At 35.3% G+C, this 21,742-nt stretch carries 15 protein-coding genes, 3 tRNA genes and 1 pseudogene; 12 read left to right on the top strand and 7 right to left on the bottom strand.

The window, feature by feature from the left end; all coding sequences use genetic code 11:
• Positions 1-12: 12 nt before the first annotated feature.
• Together EKM01_RS06860 and thrA are read right to left on the bottom strand one after the other, a co-directional pair.
• Positions 13-939 (bottom strand): homoserine kinase, encoded by a 927-nt coding sequence (locus EKM01_RS06860; RefSeq protein ID WP_126462470.1) that lies wholly within the window; start codon positions 937-939, stop codon positions 13-15.
• Positions 940-1,046: 107 nt separating this feature from the next.
• Positions 1,047-3,494, bottom strand: coding sequence for a bifunctional aspartate kinase/homoserine dehydrogenase I (gene thrA, locus EKM01_RS06855; RefSeq protein ID WP_126739993.1), 2,448 nt, complete (start codon positions 3,492-3,494; stop codon positions 1,047-1,049).
• 917 nt (positions 3,495-4,411) lie between these two features.
• On the opposite strand from thrA, the gene hutH reads away from it, so the two are divergent.
• The 3 genes from hutH to EKM01_RS06840 are packed head-to-tail and all read left to right on the top strand — an operon-like array spanning position 4,412 to position 7,933.
• Complete coding sequence (hutH, locus tag EKM01_RS06850; RefSeq protein WP_126462464.1) at positions 4,412-5,926, top strand: histidine ammonia-lyase; 1,515 nt, start codon at positions 4,412-4,414, stop codon at positions 5,924-5,926.
• Between the two features lie 49 nt (positions 5,927-5,975).
• Positions 5,976-6,620 carry a DUF47 domain-containing protein gene (locus EKM01_RS06845; RefSeq protein ID WP_126462461.1) on the top strand — a complete coding sequence of 215 codons (645 nt, stop codon included), beginning with the start codon at positions 5,976-5,978 and terminating at the stop codon, positions 6,618-6,620.
• 29 nt (positions 6,621-6,649) lie between these two features.
• A complete protein-coding gene (locus EKM01_RS06840) occupies positions 6,650-7,933 on the top strand; it encodes an inorganic phosphate transporter (protein WP_126743093.1) in 1,284 nt (427 codons plus the stop codon).
• Between the two features lie 229 nt (positions 7,934-8,162).
• Here the strand turns inward: EKM01_RS06840 and EKM01_RS06835 are convergent, their stop codons facing one another.
• The 3 genes from EKM01_RS06835 to EKM01_RS06825 all read right to left on the bottom strand — a co-directional run bounded on the left by EKM01_RS06835 (position 8,163) and on the right by EKM01_RS06825 (position 12,793).
• On the bottom strand, positions 8,163-8,678 hold the full coding sequence (locus tag EKM01_RS06835) for a DUF421 domain-containing protein (protein ID WP_126462455.1): 516 nt from the start codon (positions 8,676-8,678) through the stop codon (positions 8,163-8,165).
• A 59-nt stretch (positions 8,679-8,737) separates the two neighbouring features.
• On the bottom strand, positions 8,738-10,108 hold the full coding sequence (gene rimK, locus EKM01_RS06830; protein ID WP_126462452.1) for a 30S ribosomal protein S6--L-glutamate ligase: 1,371 nt from the start codon (positions 10,106-10,108) through the stop codon (positions 8,738-8,740).
• A 138-nt stretch (positions 10,109-10,246) separates the two neighbouring features.
• Positions 10,247-12,793 (bottom strand): ATP-dependent Clp protease ATP-binding subunit, encoded by a 2,547-nt coding sequence (locus tag EKM01_RS06825; protein ID WP_126462449.1) that lies wholly within the window; start codon positions 12,791-12,793, stop codon positions 10,247-10,249.
• A gap of 256 nt (positions 12,794-13,049) precedes the next feature.
• Here EKM01_RS06825 and gyrA point away from each other — a divergent pair, with 256 nt between their 5' ends.
• Both gyrA and EKM01_RS06815 read left to right on the top strand, forming a co-directional pair.
• Positions 13,050-15,671 carry a DNA gyrase subunit A gene (gene gyrA, locus EKM01_RS06820; protein WP_126515427.1) on the top strand — a complete coding sequence of 874 codons (2,622 nt, stop codon included), beginning with the start codon at positions 13,050-13,052 and terminating at the stop codon, positions 15,669-15,671.
• 121 nt (positions 15,672-15,792) lie between these two features.
• On the top strand, positions 15,793-17,061 hold the full coding sequence (locus EKM01_RS06815) for a tetratricopeptide repeat protein (RefSeq protein ID WP_126767533.1): 1,269 nt from the start codon (positions 15,793-15,795) through the stop codon (positions 17,059-17,061).
• Positions 17,062-17,122: 61 nt separating this feature from the next.
• Here the strand turns inward: EKM01_RS06815 and EKM01_RS06810 are convergent, their stop codons facing one another.
• A complete protein-coding gene (locus EKM01_RS06810; protein ID WP_126456224.1) occupies positions 17,123-17,884 on the bottom strand; it encodes a C40 family peptidase in 762 nt (253 codons plus the stop codon).
• A gap of 71 nt (positions 17,885-17,955) precedes the next feature.
• On the bottom strand, positions 17,956-19,134 hold the full coding sequence (locus EKM01_RS06805; RefSeq protein ID WP_126767530.1) for an acetyl-CoA C-acyltransferase: 1,179 nt from the start codon (positions 19,132-19,134) through the stop codon (positions 17,956-17,958).
• 230 nt (positions 19,135-19,364) lie between these two features.
• Here EKM01_RS06805 and EKM01_RS06800 point away from each other — a divergent pair.
• The 7 genes and pseudogenes from EKM01_RS06800 (at position 19,365) to EKM01_RS06775 (ending at position 21,715) form a co-directional block, all read left to right on the top strand.
• Positions 19,365-19,448: transfer RNA gene (locus EKM01_RS06800), tRNA-Ser, on the top strand.
• A 13-nt stretch (positions 19,449-19,461) separates the two neighbouring features.
• Positions 19,462-19,536, top strand: a tRNA-Pro gene (locus EKM01_RS06795).
• Between the two features lie 21 nt (positions 19,537-19,557).
• Positions 19,558-19,631 (top strand) — tRNA-Arg (locus EKM01_RS06790).
• A 327-nt stretch (positions 19,632-19,958) separates the two neighbouring features.
• Positions 19,959-20,057 (top strand): annotated as a pseudogene (locus EKM01_RS14930) (heavy metal-binding domain-containing protein); the annotation flags it as partial.
• Between the two features lie 333 nt (positions 20,058-20,390).
• On the top strand, positions 20,391-20,780 hold the full coding sequence (locus tag EKM01_RS06785; RefSeq protein ID WP_126767528.1) for a hypothetical protein: 390 nt from the start codon (positions 20,391-20,393) through the stop codon (positions 20,778-20,780).
• Positions 20,781-21,032: 252 nt separating this feature from the next.
• The gene (locus EKM01_RS06780) at positions 21,033-21,461 is read left to right on the top strand and encodes a hypothetical protein (protein WP_126767525.1); all 429 of its coding nucleotides are present in this window, start codon (positions 21,033-21,035) and stop codon (positions 21,459-21,461) included.
• A 38-nt stretch (positions 21,462-21,499) separates the two neighbouring features.
• Positions 21,500-21,715: a hypothetical protein gene (locus tag EKM01_RS06775; protein ID WP_126456019.1), complete on the top strand. Its 216-nt coding sequence runs from the start codon at positions 21,500-21,502 to the stop codon at positions 21,713-21,715.
• Positions 21,716-21,742 lie beyond the last annotated feature (27 nt).

Raw genomic sequence — 21,742 nt, 5'->3', positions numbered from 1 at the left:
CTCTTTAGGGGGTTAGGGGGCTATTATTTTAATTCCTTCATCATTCACTTTAGAAACGTGAATTTCATATGGTAAATACATTTCTTCGTAAATAACACTCATGGCTTTGGCAATTTTATCGGCAGTTTCCTTTCCTTTGCTTAAAGCAAAAATAGAAGGACCAGAACCTGATATTCCGGAACCTAAAGCTCCGTTTTCTAAAGCAGTTTGCTTGATTAAATCAAATCCCGGAATCAAAACGCTACGCAACGGTTCTACGATTTCATCATGCAATGATCGACCAATTAAGTCATAATCTTTGGTGTACAATCCAGCGATTAATCCGCCTACATTTCCCCATTGCATAATCGCACTTTTCAAGGAAACTGTTTGCTTCAACACCGATCGCGCATCCGAAGTCTTCAACTCAATTTGAGGATGAACCACGATGGCATACAATTCAGAGGGACTTTCTATTTTGATAATATCCAATGGATTGGAACTTCTTACTAGCGTGAATCCACCCAAAAGGGCAGGAGCAACGTTATCCGCATGAGCATTTCCACTGGCTAGTTTTTCGCCCTGCATGGCAAATAAAACCAACTCTTTGCGTGTAAATGGACGCCCTAATAATTCATTGATTCCAAAAACTGCTCCCGCTGAACTGGCGGCACTGCTGCCAATTCCACTACCGGCTTTGATGTGTTTGTAGATTTCGATTTCGAATCCAAATTCCGTTTCAACAGCTTCCAGCATAGCCAAAGCGGATACACCAGCCACATTTTTTTCGGTTTCTAAAGGCAAGTCGGCACCCACAATTTTAGTGATGCGAATCCCTTTTATGTCTGATTTCCGAATAATCATTTCGTCACCAGCAGTTTCTAAACACAGACCAAGGACATCAAACCCGCAAGAAAGATTGGCGATTGTGGCAGGGCAAAATATTTTTATTTCATTCATAATAGTAGTCTTAAATTCTAAAGTCATAAAGTGGTAAAGTCTTAGGAATGAACATAAAATCAAGTGGCTAACTTTCAGACTTTACGACATTTGACTTTACGACTAATTTATACGTTTCCTATTCTAATTACATCTGCAAATATTCCTGATGCGGTAACTGCAGCTCCGGCACCAGCACCTTTTATTAATAAAGGTTGGTCTACGTAACGATCTGTGAAGAATAATACGATGTTGTCCTTTCCTTCCAAATTGTAAAAGGGATGGTCTTTAGGAATGAATCGCAACCCAACATTTGCTTTCCCGTTTTCGAATTGCGCTACGTATTTCAAACGAGATTCTTTGCTTAACGCTTCTTTATAAATAGTTTCAAAATGAGCGGCATGTGTCTGTAAAGATTCGAAAAATGCTTCATTTGAAGTCGTATTCAAACATTCTGCTGGCAGGAACGATTCGTTTGTGATTTCATCGATTTCCATTTTGTAACCGCTTTCTCGTATCAGAATCAATATCTTTCTGGCAACGTCAATTCCGCTCAAATCAATCTTCGGGTCAGGTTCTGTAAATCCTTGTACACCAGCTTCTTTAACAACGTCATGAAAAGTGTTATTTTCATCAAAATTATTAAAAATAAAGTTCAAACTTCCAGATAAAACGGCTTGGATTTTATTGACTTTATCGCCGGAGGCAACGAGATTTTTTACCGTATCAATGATTGGTAATCCAGCTCCCACATTGGTTTCAAATAGGAAAGGCGCATTGAACTGTCTGGATAATTTTTTTAGTTTTTTATAATTGTCGTATTCGGAGGCGCAGGCAATTTTGTTGCAGGTTACTACGGCAATATTTCTTTTTAAATACTGTTCGTAGGTTTTAGACACACTTTCATTTGCCGTGATATCCACAAAAATACTATTGCGTAAATTGAGCTCTTTTACATTTGCAATAAACTGTTCTTTATCCGCAGGTTCTCCAGTTTCTAAAGCAAATTTCCATTCTTTTAAGGAGATTCCGTCTTCATCAAAATGCATTTTTCGGGAATTTGACAACGCAATGACGCGCAGGTTTATCTTGAGCTTCTCTTTTAGGAATTTCTTTTGTTGGTGAATTTGTTCGATGAATTTCTCCCCCACATTTCCAACGCCCATTACAAATAGGTTTAACTGTTTGGTATTTTCTTCAAAAAAGTTTTCGTGCAATGAATTCAATGCTTTTTTCACATCTCTTTCGTTGATTACTGCCGAAATATTTCTTTCGGAAGCACCTTGAGCAATCGCTCGGATGTTGACGTTGTTTTTACCCAAAGTACTGAACATTCGACCGCTCAATCCTTGGTGGTTTTTCATATTTTCGCCAACCAAAGCAATGATGCAAAGGTTATTTTCAACAATGCATGGGTCTATTTTATTTTGTAAAATTTCCACTTCAAAAGCTTTGTTGATGGCCTCTTGCGCCACATCGGCATCCGAATTTAGAATTCCAATACAAATCGAGTGCTCTGAGGAGGCTTGAGTGATGAAAATTACGTTGATGTTTTTATTGGATAATACTTCAAAAAGTCTTTTGGATGAACCGGAAACGCCAATCATTCCGGAGCCTTCAAGCGTAATTAAGGTAATAGCATCAATATGTGTGATTCCTTTTACAGGATTGGATTGCGCAAAAACCTGATTTGAAATATAGGTTCCTTCAGCCTTAGGTTCAAAAGTGTTTTTGATCAGAATTGGGATATTCTTTCTTAATACCGGTTGAATTGTTGGCGGATATAAGACTTTGGCACCAAAATGTGACAACTCCATGGCTTCTTGGTAAGAAATGTAAGCTATAGGTTGTGCTTGTTTTACAATTTTTGGATTTGCAGTATACATTCCGTTGACGTCAGTCCAAATCTCCAAGTCAGTTGCATCAAGAGCGCCTGCAAGAATAGCGCCTGTATAATCAGATCCACCGCGCCCTAAAGTAGTATTGATTCCGTCTAAAGAGGCAGCAATAAATCCGGGCATAACCACTACCTGACTCTCATTCGAAGTAAAAAAAGCAACAATTAATTCATTGGAAGCATCAAAATTAACAATTGCTTTTCCAAAATGGTTATTGGTTTTTATTAATTCTCGGCTGTCTTTATAACAGCTGTTTTTTAGGTCTTGTTTTAATGCTTCAGCAATGATATACGAGGACAGTAATTCACCAAAACTCAAAATAGTATCTGAAGTTCTGGGAGATAATTCGCCTAAAAGGTAACATCCATCCAATAAGGTTTCCAGGTGATTGATGATTCTTTTGATATGGCTCAAAAGACTGCTTTGTTCGCTTACTGGTATAAGTTCTTTTAAGGTATCTAAGTGTTTTTTTTCTATATCGGCAAGGATAACTTTGAAATTTTCGTCTCCAGCGGCCGCTTTTTGGGAGGCAATTTGAAGCAAATCAGTAACTTTACTGAAAGCAGAAACCACAACGATTAATTTTTCTTCTTTTGCTTTATCGCTAACGATAGCTAAAACCAGTTTTATATTTTGTGCATTGGCAACCGAAGTTCCGCCAAATTTTAATACTTTCATAGCAAGTTATTTGTTTTTAATGTAATGGGGAGTCGCCATTTTCAGGATTAATTGCCTGCAGGAGATCTAATGGTGTGTGTTGTTTTTTTTGAAAAATGTAATGTTTGTTATACACTCAAGGTCTTTCTTTCTTGTGAAAAAAATATGATAAATATGATTATATGTTGAAAATTTACCCCAAAGGGGTAGTTGTAGTTGTTGTAGTAAACGTAACAGCAGTGCTAACCCAGATTTGAGTTGTTATCGAAGCGTGATATGTAGCTTTGTTGTTTTCCATTTTGATCTTTCAAAAGTACAGTTTTTTATAAAAAACAAAGCGTTTGACAGTCTTTTTGCGAATATTTTAAAATAGGAGAGGCTATTTGCGGATTATGAAATATTGTATGATATATTCAGTCTCAGATAAAGCTATTCGTATAAATCTCTAAAGTTTATAAAAATGTATGCAGCTGAAGTTCTATTTTTTGTAGTGCTTAAAGAATTTAATTCTCCTTAATTTGCATTCCAAGCAGGTTAATGGGTTTGTGTTTTTATGAATTAGTGCTTTAATGTTCTAAGGAAAAGGAAAGGAACAATCAAAATTTGATCTGTTAAAGTCATATAGTTATCGTTATCTGAAAGCTATTATTTGGTTTTTGTTTAACTATAAAATACCCGTTGGGTGTAATTATTCAAAACGTCAGTTCGAGTGTTTTTTTGTGTAGTAAAAACGGAACAAAAAATGTATCGAGAACCGTTTTTAATACTAATTTTCTAGTTCTCGATATAATCCCGCCCAAAAGCGGGATCACTCGAACTGACGAAAATTATCATCAAAAATTAATTGAACCCAACGGGTTATGAAATGTAAATTATTAGCAATAAATGTTGTGTATTTATAAAGATTTATTCAATTTTACCTTTTAAACACTATCAAAATGGATAATACGCATTACATTAGTACTGAGTTACTTAGCCTGGAAACGCTAGAGGAAATTGTCTCACATCATAAATCATTGGCTTTGTCCGATGAAGCAAAAATAAATATTCAAAAATGTCGCGATTATCTAGATAAAAAAATGGCTTCACATTCGGATCCCATTTACGGTATAAATACAGGTTTTGGGTCGCTTTGTAATGTTAAGATTTCGAATGAAAATTTATCAAAACTTCAGGAAAATTTAGTCAAATCGCATTCCTGCGGAACGGGAGAGGAAGTACCAACTCAGATTGTGAAACTAATGTTGTTGCTAAAAATTCAATCGTTGAGTTATGGTCATTCCGGCATTCAATTGCAAACAGTGGAACGATTGATTGCCTTTTATAACAATGATATTCTTCCGGTAATTTATACCCAAGGATCGCTTGGCGCTTCGGGAGATTTGGCTCCTTTGGCGCATTTATCATTGCCTTTATTAGGTGAAGGTGATGTGTATTTTGAAGGTAAGAAAGTGCATTCCAGCGAAGTTCTAAAACATTTTGGCTGGGAGCCAATAGTACTGCAGTCTAAGGAAGGATTGGCCTTATTGAACGGAACACAATTTATGAGTGCTTATGGAGTACATATCTTAATGAAAGTCAGCAAATTTTCTTATTTAGCAGATTTAATAGGTGCTATTTCACTTGAAGGATTTGATGGAAGAATAGAACCTTTTAATGAATTGATCCATTTTATAAGGCCTCACAAAGGGCAAATTGTAACTGCTAACCGCATAAAAGGATTTTTGGAAGGGAGCGAAATTATCGAACAGGAAAAAAATCATGTCCAAGATCCATATTCGTTCCGATGTATGCCACAAGTGCATGGGGCTTCAAAAGATGCAATTGATTATGTAAAAAAAGTGTTCAAGACTGAAATCAATTCCGTTACTGATAATCCTAATATTTTTATTGAAAGTGACCAAATCATTTCCGGAGGTAATTTTCACGGACAACCTTTGGCTTTAGCCTTAGATTTTATGGCAATCGCTTTGGCTGAGTTGGGAAGTATTTCTGAACGAAGAACGTATCAATTGATCTCCGGAACTAGAAATCTTCCGGCATTTTTAGTAGATAATCCCGGTTTGAATTCTGGTTTGATGATTCCTCAGTATACAGCTGCCAGTATTGCCAGCCAAAATAAACAACTAGCAACTCCCGCCAGTGTAGATAGTATTGTTTCCAGCAACGGGCAGGAAGATCATGTGAGTATGGGGGCAAATGCTGCTACTAAAGCATTGCGGGTTTTGGATAATCTGGAACGCATTTTAGCAATAGAATTGATGAATGCTTCGCAAGCCATTGAATACAGACGGCCAATGCTGTCAAGTGATTTTATTGAAATGTTTTTACAGGCCTATCGTGAAGAAGTTCCTTTGATTAAAGAAGATCGAATTTTGCATTATGATATTGAAAAGACGGTTTCTTTTTTGAACAGTTTTCAAATAGAAAATGATTTGTTAACAATAGCTTAACATTAACAATTAATAATGAATTAATTTTGCCGGACTAAATTTTAATGAAATGAACATAAATAATTTTTTCCAATTTTTGGTTCCTAAAGACAAAAAGTTTTTTCCGCTTTTTGAACAAGCATCAAGTAATTTAATTGAAATTGCTACAAATTTGCACGAAGCTGTAAACCTTCCATTAAAGGAGCGTGAGGATCTTTTTCGAAAAATTGATGCATTAGAACAAAAAGGAGAGGATATAACACGTCAAACAAGTTTAGAGTTGAGTAGAAATTTTATTACTCCATTTGACAGAGAGGACATACACTCTCTAATCACTTCAATTGATAATGTAGCGGATAATCTTCATGGTGCAGCGAGCAGGATGAAATTGTATCAAGTTGATAAAATCACGAAATCCATTAGAAAATTGACTGAAATCAATCTTGAAGCATGTCAAAATATTGATGTAGCGGTAAGAGAATTGAGAGATTTAAAAAATATGAAGAACATCACGGATGCCTGCGTCAGAATTAACAAATTAGAAAATAAATCAGATAATGTTTATGATAAAGCAGTTCTTGATTTATTCGAAAATGAAACGGATGCAAAAAACATTATCAAGTACAAAGAAGTATTGTCAGTTTTAGAGACGGCTACTGATAAATGTAAAAGTGTAGCGAGTGTTTTAGAATCCATTTCTGTAAAACATTCTTAATTCATTCGTTTTATTCTGAAATTATAATTATGGAATTTACTCTACTTATAGTTATTATAGTCCTGGCTTTAATTTTTGATTACATTAATGGTTTTCATGATGCTGCCAATGCTATAGCAACCGTTGTTGCCACAAAAGTATTAACTCCTTTTCAAGCAGTTGTTTGGGCCGCTTTTTTTAACTTTTTGGCGTATTGGGTTTTTGGTTTTGGTGTTGCAGATACTGTGGCAAAAACAGCCAATACGATGGATATCAATTTAGTCGTTATTTTAGCGGGTGTAATCGCCGCTATCATTTGGAATTTATTCACTTGGTGGCAAGGAATTCCTTCTAGTTCTTCACATACCTTAATTGGTGGTTTTGCCGGAGCAGCTATCGCTCATGCCGGATTTGGTGTGGTTTCTTGGTACAATGTTGGAAAAGATGGAGGAATGCCTTCGGGTGTTTTGATCATCATTGCATTTATTATATTGGCACCTTTGTTAGGCGCTTTAATGTCTTATTTAATATCAATTTGGTTACTAAATGCCTCTAAAAAAAGCATTTATCCTAAAATATTTACAGCTTCTTTAATGATTTTGACCATCTGGTTTGTAGAAAGTCAAATGATCTATTACGACCAGATTAAAGACCCTCGTTTTGATTCTCCTTTTTGGAGTGTTGCGTTTGAATCCCATAATATCAAATGGTTTTTAGTGGCATTCATCGTTCTGTCTATAAGTACATTTTGTTTGATATTTAGTAGTTTAAATTTAAATCAAGCTACGGCCTGGTTAAAAAAAATGCAATTACTGTCTTCAGCAGCCTTTAGTTTAGGGCATGGAGGGAATGACTCCCAAAAAGTAATGGGTATTATTGCAGCAGCGGTTGCGGTTTATATTCACACCAGTGGTGTTGCTCAGGAATCGCTTCCTGCTTGGTTAGATGTGGTGCTTCCTAATGACGAAGGAGCCTTTAAAATGCCAACTTGGATTCCACTTGCCTGTTATTCTGCTATTGCAGCAGGGACTTTAAGCGGCGGTTGGAAGATCGTGAAAACAATGGGTTCTAAAATAACAAAAGTGACCTCTTTTGAAGGTGTTGCCGCAGAAACTGCTGGGGCACTGACCTTATATTTTACAGAGCATTTTAAAGTGCCCGTAAGTACAACGCATACTATTACTGGATCTATAATTGGAGTTGGACTTACTAAAAGAGTTTCAGCCGTGCGATGGGGAATGACCGTAAGTTTATTATGGGCTTGGGTTTTAACCATTCCAATTTCAGCAATATTAGCAGCAATCATTTACTATATTTTTAGTATTTTTATTTAATACTAAAAGAAAAATCATAATAAAAAACCATTCTTACTGAGAATGGTTTTTTTATGCTCCAAAAATATATTTGTTTAAAACAGAAGATCTTATCTTTCTTTCGTTAAATATGTTTTTTATTAAAAGGCGTTAAGGTCAAATTTTGTAATTTTATAGGTGTGTTTAATTTTTTAACAGCACTTTATTTCAAGAAAATAAATTTCGTGAATATATATTGAGTTTTTTATGTCTAATTTATTCCACTCAAATTTTTATGAATGCGTCTTCGTTTGTAATGGGTCTGTTTTAAATTAGCATCTCCGGATATAATGCTAATATTTCCGTCTATTTCTAGGATTGCTAATTTTACATCTTTAAAATATTCGACTCCATGTTCATGCATGGCTTCTTTTAATTCATCAGAAGTGATATTTAATTTGCTAAGAGTCTTAAAATCCAAATTGCCGTTGTGTATAAGGATTTCTGGTTTTTCTTGCATGAAATCACTGAATCTTGGGTACTTAAACATCAATTTTTTTAAAATAAAATTGATGGTAAACAATACAGTTGCCGCAGCTAAACCTCCCGATAAACTGGTGTCGTTTCCTACCATTGCATTTTGAACAGAGTTACTGATTAGCAGAATTAATATTACATCAGCAGTGTTTAGTTGAGACAATTCTTTCTTGCCAAAAAGTCTCAAGGCAATAACCATAAAAAAATAAACGAAAATACTTCGAAGAATTATATCAAGATATTCGTTCATTTTTTTAGTTTTAAAGTAATTTTAAAAGTTTTCAATAGACTGTAAACGGCTACTGACTGCTATTTTATTTTAAAATTTTTCTCGATTGCTTTGATCATTTCGCCGGCAATATCTTTATTGGTAGCTCCTTCAATTCCTTCTAGTCCTGGCGATGAATTTACTTCTAATAACAACGGGCCTTTAGCGGAACGAATAATGTCTACACCTGCCACTTTGAGGTCCATTGCTTTGGTTGCTTTGATGGCAATACGTTTTTCTTCAGCGGTTACTTTTATAATAGATGCAGTTCCTCCAAGATGAATGTTAGCCCTGAATTCGCCCGGCATTGCTTCACGCTGAATAGCAGCCACTACTTTTCCATCAATTACAAAACAACGAATGTCTTTTCCATTGGCTTCTTTGATGAATTCTTGAACTAATATATTGGCATTTAAGCTTTTGAAAGCATTTATGACACTTTCTGCGGCTTTTTTTGTTTCTGCCAACACGACTCCTTTTCCTTGTGTTCCTTCTAGTAATTTCACGATTAGTGGAGAACCGCCCACCATTTTTATCAAATCATCCGTATCCAAAGGGGAATTAGCAAAACCGGTGGTAGGAATTTCAACCCCATGATTCAATAGTAATTGCAAAGAGTATAATTTATCACGTGATTGCGTAATAGCATTCGATGAATTTAAGCAATATACTTTTAATGCTTCAAATTGTCTGGTCAAAGCGCAACCGTAAAATGTAATGCTAGGTCTGATTCTGGGTATAATGGCATCAAATTGATTTAGTATCTTACCGCCACGATAATGAATTTCTGGCGTTTTTGCATCCAGTTTCATATAACATTCCTTGATGTTCAGAAAGTGCATTTCGTGACCACGCATTTCGCCAGCCTCCATTATACGCTTGTTGCTGTACAATTCAGGATTACTGGCCAAAAGTCCGATGCGTAATCCGGAACTTGCTTTCTCGGAATTTTTATACAATTCTTTTAGACTGTCGGGTGTGGGTTGTCCTAAAAGATATTTTTGCTCCGGATCAACCAATACTCTTCCGCTCATGGCTTCACGGCCTAAAAGCATTCTGAAACCCATGGAATCTCGATTGGTCAATGTCATCTCAATAGGCCATTTTGAACTTCCTATTTGTAGATTTGTTTGAATTACATAGCGTTGTTCTCTAAAGCCACTTGAACTTTTAACGATGCGTTTATCAATTAAAGGCGCTTCACAATGAATTATTGTTTTTAAATTATTTTGGATTGGGTTAATGTCAAATTTCACCCAATTGCTTTCGTCTTTAATAAATGGAGCAATATTTATAGCGTGTAGCGCAGATGTTTTAGCACCGGAATCAACACGTGCTTTAATGGTTGGAATCCCTATTTCAGGGAATGAGCACCATTCTTCACTACCTAGGATAACTTTGTTTTCAGACATAAAGTAATTTTAATGGATCAATGTTATAAAAACCAAATGTAAATATTTGTTTTCAAAAAAAGTGTATTTTATCATAAAGAAAAAACCCGTTACGTTATAAAAACGTAACGGGTTATGGTTAAGATTCAAAGGAATTATTTAAGGATTTGTGGCTTCGCCGGCTTTATGAACCTGAACCGTTAATTCTTGTGCCCCTTCTTCGATATCCATGAAGATTTCATCTCCGGTTGTTATTTTCGAAGTGATAATTTCTTCTGCAAGGGTATCTTCAACATATTTCTGAATGGCTCTTTTTAGTGGTCTTGCGCCAAATTGCCTGTCGAAACCTTTCTCAGCTATAAATGCTTTTGCTTTGTCAGAAAGACTCAATTGATACCCTAATTCGGCAACACGGGCGAATAATTTTTTTAATTCGATTTCGATAATTAAATCAATATCATGTTTTTCTAAAGCATTGAATACAATTACATCATCAATTCTATTAAGGAATTCAGGAGCAAAAGTTTTCTTTAAGGCGTTTTCAATAATACTTTTTGAATTATCATCAGCCTGCGCTACTTTGGCAGCAGTTCCAAAACCGACTCCTTGTCCAAAATCTTTTAATTGTCTGGCACCAACATTCGAAGTCATGATTATTATGGTATTTTTGAAATCAATTTTTCGGCCTAAACTATCCGTTAAATATCCGTCATCCAGCACTTGTAATAACATATTGAAAACATCAGGATGCGCTTTTTCGATCTCATCCAATAAGACCACACAATAGGGTTTTCTTCGCACTTTTTCAGTCAGTTGACCGCCTTCTTCATACCCTACATATCCCGGAGGTGCACCAACTAAACGAGAGATAGCAAATTTCTCCATGTATTCACTCATGTCAATGCGTACCAAAGCATCTTCAGAGTCGAATAACTCTTTAGCCAATACTTTAGCAAGTTGTGTTTTACCAACACCGGTTTGTCCTAGAAAGATAAAGGATCCAATAGGTCGATTTGGGTCTTTTAACCCGGCGCGATTTCGTTGTATCGAACGTGCAATCTTCATGACGGCCTCTCTTTGTCCAATAACTTTTCCTTCAATAAGTTCTGGTAATTTAGCCAATTTATTGCTTTCGGTTTGTGCTATTCGGTTCACAGGTATTCCGGTCATCATCGATACAACATCGGCTACATTGTCTTCCGTAACTTCTATTCTGTTGTTTTTTGAATCTTCTTCCCATTGTTCTTGTGCAATAGCTAAATCTTTTTCAATACGTTTTTCGTCATCACGAAGTTTAGCGGCCTCTTCATATTTTTGTTTTTTTACCACAACATTCTTCAGTTCTCGAACATCTTCTAATTGACGCTCTAAATCTAAAATCTGTTTGGGAACTTCAATATTGGTAATATGAACTCTGGAGCCTGCTTCATCTAAAGCATCGATGGCTTTGTCCGGTAAGAAGCGCTCAGACATGTACCTGTCAGTTAATTTTACACAAGCCTCAATAGCTTCTTGTGTATAAGTAACATTATGGTGGTCTTCATATTTATTTTTGATGTTATTCAAAATTGTAATCGTTTCAGTGACGGATGTAGGTTCTACAATTATCTTTTGAAAACGTCTCTCTAATGCACCATCTTTTTCTATGTATTGTCTGTATTCGTCTAATGTTGTAGCGCCAATACATTGAATCTCACCGCGCGCTAATGCCGGTTTAAACATATTAGATGCATCCAGAGATCCAGTTGCACCACCAGCACCTACAATGGTGTGAATTTCATCTATAAAAAGAATGATATCATCATTTTTTTCCAATTCATTCATCACTGCTTTCATACGCTCTTCAAACTGCCCACGGTATTTTGTTCCGGCAACAAGACTGGCTAAATCCAAGGTAACAACACGTTTGTTGAATAAAGTACGTGATACTTTTTTCTGAATAATTCGCAACGCTAGACCTTCGGCAATGGCTGATTTTCCCACACCTGGTTCTCCTATTAGTAATGGATTGTTCTTTTTTCTACGACTCAAAATTTGCGAAACGCGTTCGATTTCTTTTTCACGCCCTACAACAGGATCCAGTTTTCCTTCTTCGGCCATTTCTGTTAAATCCCTTCCAAAATTATCTAAAACAGGGGTTTTCGATTTTTTATTGGATTTGTTGGCTGGATTGTTAAAGGTGCCTTCTTTTAGACTGTCATCTTGTCCTGAATCGTCATTATATGATTCGTTTCTTGGCAATTTCTCTATAAATTCTTCTTCGTTTGGAGTCATGTTTAGATATTGTTCTTTAGCTATATCATAATCAATTTTCAGTTTATTCAATAGCTTGGTTGTTGGATCATTTTCATTTCTTAATATGCATAACAATAAATGTGCGGTGCTGATAGAGGAACTCTGAAAAACCTTAGCTTCTAGAAAAGTGGTTTTCAAAGCCCGTTCTGCCTGGCGTGTCAGGTGCAGGTTTTTCTTCTCAACATTTACTTCTACACTAGGACTTGCGGGGCTTAAGATCTCTACTTTTCTGCGTAAATGGTCTAAATCGACGTCAAGGTTATTCAATATTTGAATTGCTTTTCCGTTACCGTCTCTTAGAATTCCCAGCATTAAGTGTTCTGTTCCTATAAAGTCATGTCCTAGTCGCAAAGCTTCTTCTTTGCTGTAAGTAATAACGTCTTTTACTCTTGGTGAAAAATTATCATCCATAATATATATTTGATATCGTAAATTTAGTGAATTAGTGATAGAAAAACAAAAACCATTCCTATATGAAGTCGTGTCAGCTAAGTGACAAAAATTATCAAGATATTAAAGTTAAATTTACCTTAAATTATCAACTAAAAGCGAAGTTTTATTTGTTAATAAATCATTGAAATTAGTGTTTTAAAATAGGTTTAAAAATTTCAAAAAGATGTATATTGGCACGTTTTGAAACTAATATAATTTTTTAATATAACAACTTATGTCTGAAGGAGAAAAGTTAATTCCTATTAACATTGAAGATGAAATGAAAACGGCCTACATCGATTACTCGATGTCGGTAATTGTATCAAGAGCACTTCCAGATGTTAGAGATGGCTTGAAACCAGTACATCGAAGAGTCCTATTTGGAATGCATGATTTGGGTGTAAATTCTAGATCTGCCCACAAAAAGTCCGCAAGAATTGTTGGGGAAGTTCTTGGTAAGTATCACCCACACGGTGATACCTCAGTTTATGATGCAATGGTTCGTATGGCACAAGAATGGAGTATGCGTTACTTATTGATTGATGGCCAGGGTAATTTTGGGTCAGTAGATGGCGATAGTCCTGCAGCAATGCGTTATACAGAGGCTAGAATGCGTAAAATTTCAGAAGAAATCTTGGCGGATATAGATAAAGAAACTGTTGATTTTAAATTAAATTTTGACGATACGCTGGAGGAGCCAACAGTTATGCCAACACGCGTTCCTACCTTATTAATAAATGGGGCAACAGGAATTGCAGTAGGTATGGCCACTAATATGCCCCCTCATAACTTGACTGAGGTGATAAACGGGACATTGGCTTTCATGGACAATAGCGATATTGAGATTGATGAGTTGATGACGCATATCAAAGCCCCAGATTTTCCTACAGGAGGTGTTATATATGGATATGAAGGCGTTCGTGAAGCATTCAAAACAGGTAGAGGACGTATTGTAATGCGTGCCAAAGTAGGTTTTGAAGAAGTGGACGGAAGAGAATGTATTATCGTTACCGAAATTCCTTATCAAGTTAACAAGGCCGATATGATTAAGCGTACGGCTGATTTGGTTAACGATAAAAAAATTGATGGAATTGCGAATATCCGAGATGAATCGGATAGAAACGGGATGCGTATCGTTTATATCTTGAAACGAGATGCTACGCCAAACGTAGTTTTGAATACACTTTATAAATTTACACAATTACAGTCTTCTTTCAGTGTAAACAATATTGCCATTGTAAAAGGGCGTCCGCAAATGTTGAATCTGAAAGATCTGATTCATTATTTTATAGAGCACCGTCATGATGTAGTGACTCGCAGAACGCAATTTGAATTGAAAAAAGCAGAAGCAAGAGCCCATATTTTAGAAGGTTTGATTATCGCTTCGGATAATATTGACGAAGTAATTGCTTTAATTAAAGCTTCAAAAAGCACCGAAGAAGCAAGAGAAAAATTAATCGAAAGATTCAATTTATCCGATATTCAATCTCGAGCCATTGTTGAAATGCGTTTGCGTCAATTAACAGGTCTTGAACAAGATAAGTTAAGAACAGAATACGATGAAATCATGAAGTTAATCGAGCATCTAAAAGCTTTATTAGCAGATGTAAACTTAAGAATAGCCTTGATTAAAGAAGAACTAACTGAAATTCGTGATAAATATGGAGATGAACGCCGTTCTGTAATTGAATATTCAGGAGGAGATGTTAGTATTGAAGATTTAATTGCCGATGAAAATGTAGTTATCACGATTTCACATGCAGGATATATTAAACGTACAAATCTTACGGAATACAAAACTCAAAACAGAGGCGGAGTTGGACAAAAAAGTGCAGGAACACGGGATCAGGATTTCTTAGAGCACATGTTTGTGGCTACGAATCACCAATATATGATGTTCTTTACCCAAAAAGGGAAATGTTTCTGGATGCGTGTTTACGAAATACCAGAAGGAAGTAAAACGGCCAAAGGAAGAGCAATCCAAAACTTGGTAAATATAGAAAGCGACGATAAAGTAAAAGCATTTATTTGTACTCAGGATTTAAAAGATCAAGATTACATCAAAAGTCACAACCTTATTATGGTGACTAAAAAAGGGCAGGTTAAGAAAACATCTTTAGAGAAATATTCTAAACCCAGAGTGAATGGAGTTGCTGCAATTACTATTAAAGAAGGGGATGAGTTATTAGAAGCAAAATTAACGAACGGGCAAAGCCAAATTATTTTAGCTGTGAAATCTGGTAAATTAGTTCGTTTTGAAGAAACTAAAACCCGTCCAATGGGAAGAACAGCTTCAGGAGTTCGCGGAATTACACTTAAGGATGATACGGATGAAGTAATTGGCATGGTCACTGTAAACGATATGAGCAGCGAAATATTAGTAGTTGCTGAAAACGGTTATGGAAAACGGTCAAGCCTTGACGAATACAGAATTACAAATCGTGGGGGTAAAGGAGTAAAAACCTTGAATATTACGGAGAAAACTGGGAAGCTGATTTCTATTAATGCCGTTACTGATGCGGATGATTTAATGATTATTAATAAATCTGGATTGACTATCAGAATGGCTGTAGAGGATTTGAGAGTAATGGGACGTGCTACGCAAGGTGTAAAACTGATCAATATAAAAGGAAACGATTCCATAGCTGCAGTCACTAAAGTAATGAAAGACGATGTGGCGGAAGTAGTTGTTGATGAAGACGGAAATATTATTGAGTCGGAAGCTATCGAAAGAGTAAAACCTGTCCTTGAAGTTCTTGAAGAGGATGGTGTAGTTGAAGAGGAGGATGAAGAGGACGATTCTGAAAGTGAAGACGAAGACACTGAAGACGAAGACGATTCAGATGACGAAGCTTAGTATGAATACTAATAACTGGTTTCAAAACTTCCAATCCAATTGGATTGGAAATTTTGAAATTAAATAAGTGTAGATTAAAAAAGAACTATTAAACAAGAACTATTAAACAAAATCGAATACCATGAAAAGTAAATATGTAGTACTAGCATCAGCGTTAGTGATTTCAGTAGCCACTTTTGCTCAAAAAGATCAAATTAAAGCCGCTGAAAAAGCATTAAAAGGGGGTAAATCTCAAGAAGCAGTTACCATTTTGATGGAAGCCGAATCTCTCATCGCTAATGCTAAAGAGGCGGAGAAAGCACAATTTTTCTTTGTAAAAGGAAAAGCTTTATTGGATTTAGCCAATAAAAAAGTGGATGCAGATGCTAATCTTTCGCTTGCGGCAAAAGCATATCAAGATTTAATTGATGCTGAAAAAGTTTCCGGTAAATTGAAATTTTCTACAGAAGCTGCAGCTTCAATTACAGAAATTAAATATAAATTGATTAATGCTGCCATAGCGGATTCAAAAATCAATAAGCATTCAAATAGTGCAAAAAAACTGTATGATGCATATTTATTAGATAAAAAAGACACTATCAATTTGTATTATGCGGCCTCTACTTATGTGAATGCAGCAGAATATGACACAGCACTTAAGTTGTATGATGATTTGAAAAACTTAAATTATTCTGGAAAAGGAACCAGTTTTTTTGCGGTGAATAAAATCACTAATGAAGAAGATCTTTTTACAACGGCTCCGGAAAGAGACAGAGTAGTGAAAATAGGGACTCACGAAAAACCAAGAACAGAGGCTATTCCTTCTAAAAGAGGAGAGATCTATAAAAACATAGCTTTAATTTTAGTGCAAAACGGAAAAATTGAAGAGGCTAAAAAAGCAATATCGGATGCAAGACAAGCAAATCCTGAAGATACTTCATTGGTTTTGACAGAAGCAAATCTTTATTTAGAAACAAAAGATTTTGAAATGTATAAAAAGCTGATCGCTCAAGTATTAGAGAAAAATCCTAATGATGCTGATTTAGTTTTTAATTTAGGAGTTCTTAGTGCTAATGCAAAAAATCAGGTAGACGCTGAAAAGTACTATTTAAAAGTTATTGAAATTAATCCTAAATACATTAATGCTTACATCAATTTAGCGGCCATGAAGTTAGAGGATGAAAAGGTAATTATCGATGAAATGAATAAATTAGGAACTTCTACTAAGGATATGAGGCGCTATGATGAATTGAAAAAGAAAAGAGAAAATTTATTCAAAGCTACAATTCCTTTTCTTGCAAAAGCAGTTGAACTAGATCCTAAAAATGAGGATGTTTCAAAAACACTTTTAGGCGTATATAGCGCTTTAGAAATGACAGCTGAATACAAGGCATTGAAGGCAAAGAATTAATGCTAGATTTTTAAATTTAAAAATAACCTCTCTCGAATTACTATTTTGAGAGAGGTTTTTTTTATATGATTTTTTTAATGACTCTTAATTTGTGTGTATGCTTATTGGTTTCGGCATTAAATATTCCTAAATGATCAAGCCTGTCAATTCGTACTTTTCCACTGGCATGAATGATGTAATTATCATCCATAATTATTCCTACATGGATTATGTTGCCTTCTTCGTTATCAAAAAAAGCGAGATCTCCTGGTTCACTTTCTTCTATAAAACTTAAAGCTTCCCCTTGTTTTGATTGTTGAGAGGCATCACGAAGCAATTTATATCCGTTCAGTTTATACACCATTTGAGTAAATCCTGAACAATCAATTCCAAAAGGAGTTTTCCCTCCCCAAAGATAAGGAGCGTTTAAATACATAAAGGCAGTTTTTATCAAATGCTCTTTTGTTTTTTTGCCACTTGTTTTTGTTCCATCAAACTCAAAATTCGAAATGTTTATCTCACTGTTATTTATAAATGAAACCGAGGATCCGAGCGGAATAGGAATTAATTGATTATCTGGAGTAGTGATATATTCAATTAAATCGGAATTCAATATGATCGTTTCTGCGGATAATTGATTAAAATTTGATTCTGAAATCAACTGTAATTGTTTAGAATCGATCCAGCCTTCATACTCGTCGTACTGTACTTTGATGCGAGACCATTGTTTCATTTGCTCTAAAATTTCAAAATGTTCTCCAAATAAAATTTGAGAAACAATTTCGCTTTTATCACTGGGTTCAAACCGAAGTGGTATCATTGCTAGATTACAAATTCCGAACATTTAGGGTAATTTATGAGTTTAGAATTAGGAGTTATATGTTTTTAAAATACAACTCCTAATTTATAATTATTTTAAGCTCTTTCAATAACAATTGCTGAAGCACCACCACCACCATTACAGATTGCAGCAGCTCCAATTTTACCATTATTTTGTTCTAATATGTTGATCAAAGTAACAATAATTCTTACTCCGGAGCAACCTAAAGGATGTCCTAATGATACAGCACCACCATTCACATTAATCGTGCTGCTCTTTAGTCCTAAAATTTTGGCATTGGCTAGGCCAACAACAGCAAAAGCTTCATTGAATTCGAAATAATCAACATCAGTAATGGCTATTCCTGCTTTTTCTAATGCTTTAGGAATTGCTTTTGATGGACTTGTTGTAAACCATTTTGGTTCTTGTGCGGCATCTGCATACCCTTTTATATACGCCAGAGGTTTCAATCCTAAAGAGATTGCTTTTTCTTCGCTCATTAATATCACAGCTGCTGCTCCATCGTTTATTGTAGAAGCGTTTGCTGCGGTAACTGTACCGTCTTTTGTAAAAACAGGATTTAATGAAGGTATTTTGTCTAATTTTACATTAGAAAACTCTTCGTCTTTAGAAATTATAATAGGATCTCCTTTTCTTTGAGGAACGGTTACAGAGACAATTTCATTATCAAATTTTCCAGTCTCCCAAGCTTTTGCACTTCGCTCGTAGGATTGAATTGCGGCGTTGTCTTGGTCTTCTCGGGTAAAATTATATTCAGCAGCACATAAGTCCGCACAAACGCCCATTGCGTTGTTGTCGTAAGCATCAACAAGTCCATCTTTTTGTAAACCATCAATAAATGTTGCTGGACCAAATTTAGTTCCTGTTCTCAAATTCATATAGTGAGGAATTAAACTCATGTTTTCCATTCCACCCGCAACAACAATTTCAGCATCACCACATAAAATGGCTTGAGTACCTAGCATTACAGCTTTCATTCCAGAGGCACATACTTTGTTGACTGTAGTACAAGCAACAGAATTAGGTAAACCAGCATATAGTGCAGCTTGGCGAGCAGGAGCTTGTCCTACACCAGCTTGAACTACATTACCCATAAATACTTCATCAATTAAATTTGGATCCAATTTTATTTTGTCCAAAGCTCCTTTTATAGCCACAGCACCTAATCTAGGAGCGGTAACTGTAGATAATCCTCCCATAAAACTACCGATAGGTGTTCTAACGGCAGAAACGATAACAACTCTTTTGTTCATGATTTATATAATGTTGGTTTATGTAGCAAATTTAATCTTTTTTAAACAATTTCGTATTTTGATGTTGGGATAATCTCTTTTAAAAATTTATTTATATTCTATATGTTTGATTGTGAAGTCTTTTTAGAATTAGGATAAAAAATATTTAAAAAAAAGGTCTAAATAGTTGTGAGGAACGTAAAGATGTGTTAAATTTGCAACCGCAAAACAGGACACGTTTCTTTGAGCTTGGAGGGGTGCCAGAGTGGTAATGGAGCAGTTTGCTAAACTGTCATCGAGCAATCGGTGCCAGGGTTCGAGTCCCTGTCCCTCCGCTTTATATTTTTTCGGGGTGTAGCGTAGCTCGGTTATCGCGCCTGCTTTGGGAGCAGGAGGCCGCAGGTTCGAATCCTGCCACCCCGACTAGTTTTTTACATGAGCAATGGAGGCATAGCTCAGCTGGATAGAGCACCTGCCTTCTAAGCAGGCGGTCGAAGGTTCGAATCCTTCTGCCTTCACGATAAAACCCTTGTAATCTATTGATTATGAGGGTTTTTTATTTCTAGTTGCCAGTTTAGTTGCCTTTTGTACATGTTGATAACTTTTTACTAGACAAAAAGCCCCGATAACATTTTAGTTTATCGGGGCTTTTTTGATTAATCTGTAAAATCAATTATTATTGCGTCGGGCGGTGTATCTTCTTGGCTGTTGTTTCTTATTACGCTCATTCCGCTATAATGTTTTTTTGATTTGGTAACCAAAAGATATGAAAAAAAGGGCTTACTGTTAAAAGTGGCCCTTTGTCTTGAATTTATTTAGTCGGTTAGTAGTGAAAAAAAATGGAAACTCAAAAAACGTATAGCTGTCCAATGCATCCAGAAGTTACGTTGGATAAACCCGGAAAATGTCCCAAATGCGGAATGAATTTAGTGGAGAAAAAAGAGTGAAAATTCTATTAGTAACTGATGGTTCAAAATAAAGTAGTACCCACAAAAGTAGTTACAGGTTCACCAAAAAACACAATACTTTATGGAGCTTAAGAATCCAAAAATGATATGATGTTGCTCCTGGTGTTCCATCATTTCGCTTGAGTTTTTAATACTGCATCAAATAGATTCGTTGATTTTTGGACACGAAATATTATAATAAATACTGCAATCAAAAAGAAAACCAAAATAATGTGTCATCAGACACATTAGCTAGGAATTTCTGTAGATCAAGATTTACTTACAATTTTAAATTTTTGGCAATCAATAAAATTTAGTACTTTTACAATCTTGAAAAAAATAGTTGTCATATCATTCCTTTTTGCTTTTTTGTGTGCTAACACAGAGATTGGACAGTTATTTAAATTGCCGAACTTACTACAACACTTTTCAGATCACCAAGAAGATAACATTGGTCAGAATATTTCATTACTTGATTTTATAGCTATTCATTACAATGATAGTCATCAACATTCAAGTAAAGAAAAAGATAGTCATCAAAATTTACCTTTCAAGACAATTAATACAAATGTAAATACGGTTCTTGCTTTTATAAACCAAACAACGTTTTCTTTTCGCAAGCCTACTATTATTTATCTAAACCGCACTGTAGCTTTCAGTCAGGATTTTTACATTTCCAGCGTTTTTACCTCTATCTGGCTTCCCCCTAAGTTGAGTTAATTAATTTTATTTTAAACCATAATTAGTTATATTTTAAATATTTCTGATTGCTATTTTAAAATATACTTTGCTATTTACGTATAGCGAACGATACGTTGTATCAATTCCATTAGCATTCATCACTAACTAGACGTTTAAGAGTTTTAGGTTACTCCATAACTAAAATGTTTTTAGACTTCACAAAACTCTCCTAGCTTTTTTAGTGTCAATCTGTAAGGCAATCAATATTATTTAATTCGAAAAACATCTATAATGAAAGCAATTAAATCAAACGTAATAGGCATATTCTTGTTAGTGGTAGGCACAACAATTTCAAATGCACAAGTAAACGAAAATCAATCCAAAACGCCGCACGGTGGAATAATACAAGATTCAGGCGACTACAAAATTGAAAGGGTCGAAAGAGAAAACAATATTAGTTTTTACGTACTGAATGCGAAAGGAAAAACGGTTTCAAATAAAAAAATTACTGGCTTGGCTGTTTTTGAATTTTTTAATAAAACAAAAGCAACGAATCCAGTTTTTTTAGACACCAACAATGCTTTATTTGTACAAGTTCCTAAAGCAAGCATATATGCTTATTGTACCATCACATTACTTGTCAATGGAAAAACAATCTCTTCCAAATTTAAAAATAGCCAAGTTTCTGAACAAGATATTAATCATGGGCACCAACATTAATTTTATTATTCTTTATAAACCCAATTAAAATTACAATTATGAAAAATTTTTTAATCGTAGCGACTATCGCAATCGGAATGTTAACTTCTTGCAACAACAAAGCAAATAACGAAACTGAAAACACTGAAAGTCAATCTACTGAAACAGTAGAACAAGTTCAAGTGATCACAGATTCTACGGATCAAGTAGGTACGGACAGTATTAATCAAGTGGAGCAAGATAAAGTTGACGCGGCTCATGGTCACACGCATTAGTATAATTTAACAGGCTGCTTCTCTTGC

The organism is Flavobacterium sp. RSP46, from assembly GCF_003984825.1.
GTDB lineage: Bacteria > Bacteroidota > Bacteroidia > Flavobacteriales > Flavobacteriaceae > Flavobacterium.
This window is presented reverse-complemented; position numbering and strand designations above follow the sequence as displayed.

Coding starts and splice junctions, on each gene's coding strand:
- EKM01_RS06805 (WP_126767530.1), bottom strand. CDS start 19,134: ATGAACAAAAGAGTTGTTATCGTTTCTGCCGTTAGAACACCTATCGGT.
- EKM01_RS06780 (WP_126767525.1), top strand. CDS start 21,033: ATGAAAGCAATTAAATCAAACGTAATAGGCATATTCTTGTTAGTGGTA.
- gyrA (WP_126515427.1), top strand. CDS start 13,050: ATGTCTGAAGGAGAAAAGTTAATTCCTATTAACATTGAAGATGAAATG.
- EKM01_RS06860 (WP_126462470.1), bottom strand. CDS start 939: ATGAATGAAATAAAAATATTTTGCCCTGCCACAATCGCCAATCTTTCT.
- EKM01_RS06775 (WP_126456019.1), top strand. CDS start 21,500: ATGAAAAATTTTTTAATCGTAGCGACTATCGCAATCGGAATGTTAACT.
- thrA (WP_126739993.1), bottom strand. CDS start 3,494: ATGAAAGTATTAAAATTTGGCGGAACTTCGGTTGCCAATGCACAAAAT.
- EKM01_RS06840 (WP_126743093.1), top strand. CDS start 6,650: ATGGAATTTACTCTACTTATAGTTATTATAGTCCTGGCTTTAATTTTT.
- EKM01_RS06845 (WP_126462461.1), top strand. CDS start 5,976: ATGAACATAAATAATTTTTTCCAATTTTTGGTTCCTAAAGACAAAAAG.
- EKM01_RS06815 (WP_126767533.1), top strand. CDS start 15,793: ATGAAAAGTAAATATGTAGTACTAGCATCAGCGTTAGTGATTTCAGTA.
- rimK (WP_126462452.1), bottom strand. CDS start 10,108: ATGTCTGAAAACAAAGTTATCCTAGGTAGTGAAGAATGGTGCTCATTC.
- hutH (WP_126462464.1), top strand. CDS start 4,412: ATGGATAATACGCATTACATTAGTACTGAGTTACTTAGCCTGGAAACG.
- EKM01_RS06835 (WP_126462455.1), bottom strand. CDS start 8,678: ATGAACGAATATCTTGATATAATTCTTCGAAGTATTTTCGTTTATTTT.
- EKM01_RS06825 (WP_126462449.1), bottom strand. CDS start 12,793: ATGGATGATAATTTTTCACCAAGAGTAAAAGACGTTATTACTTACAGC.
- EKM01_RS06810 (WP_126456224.1), bottom strand. CDS start 17,884: ATGTTCGGAATTTGTAATCTAGCAATGATACCACTTCGGTTTGAACCC.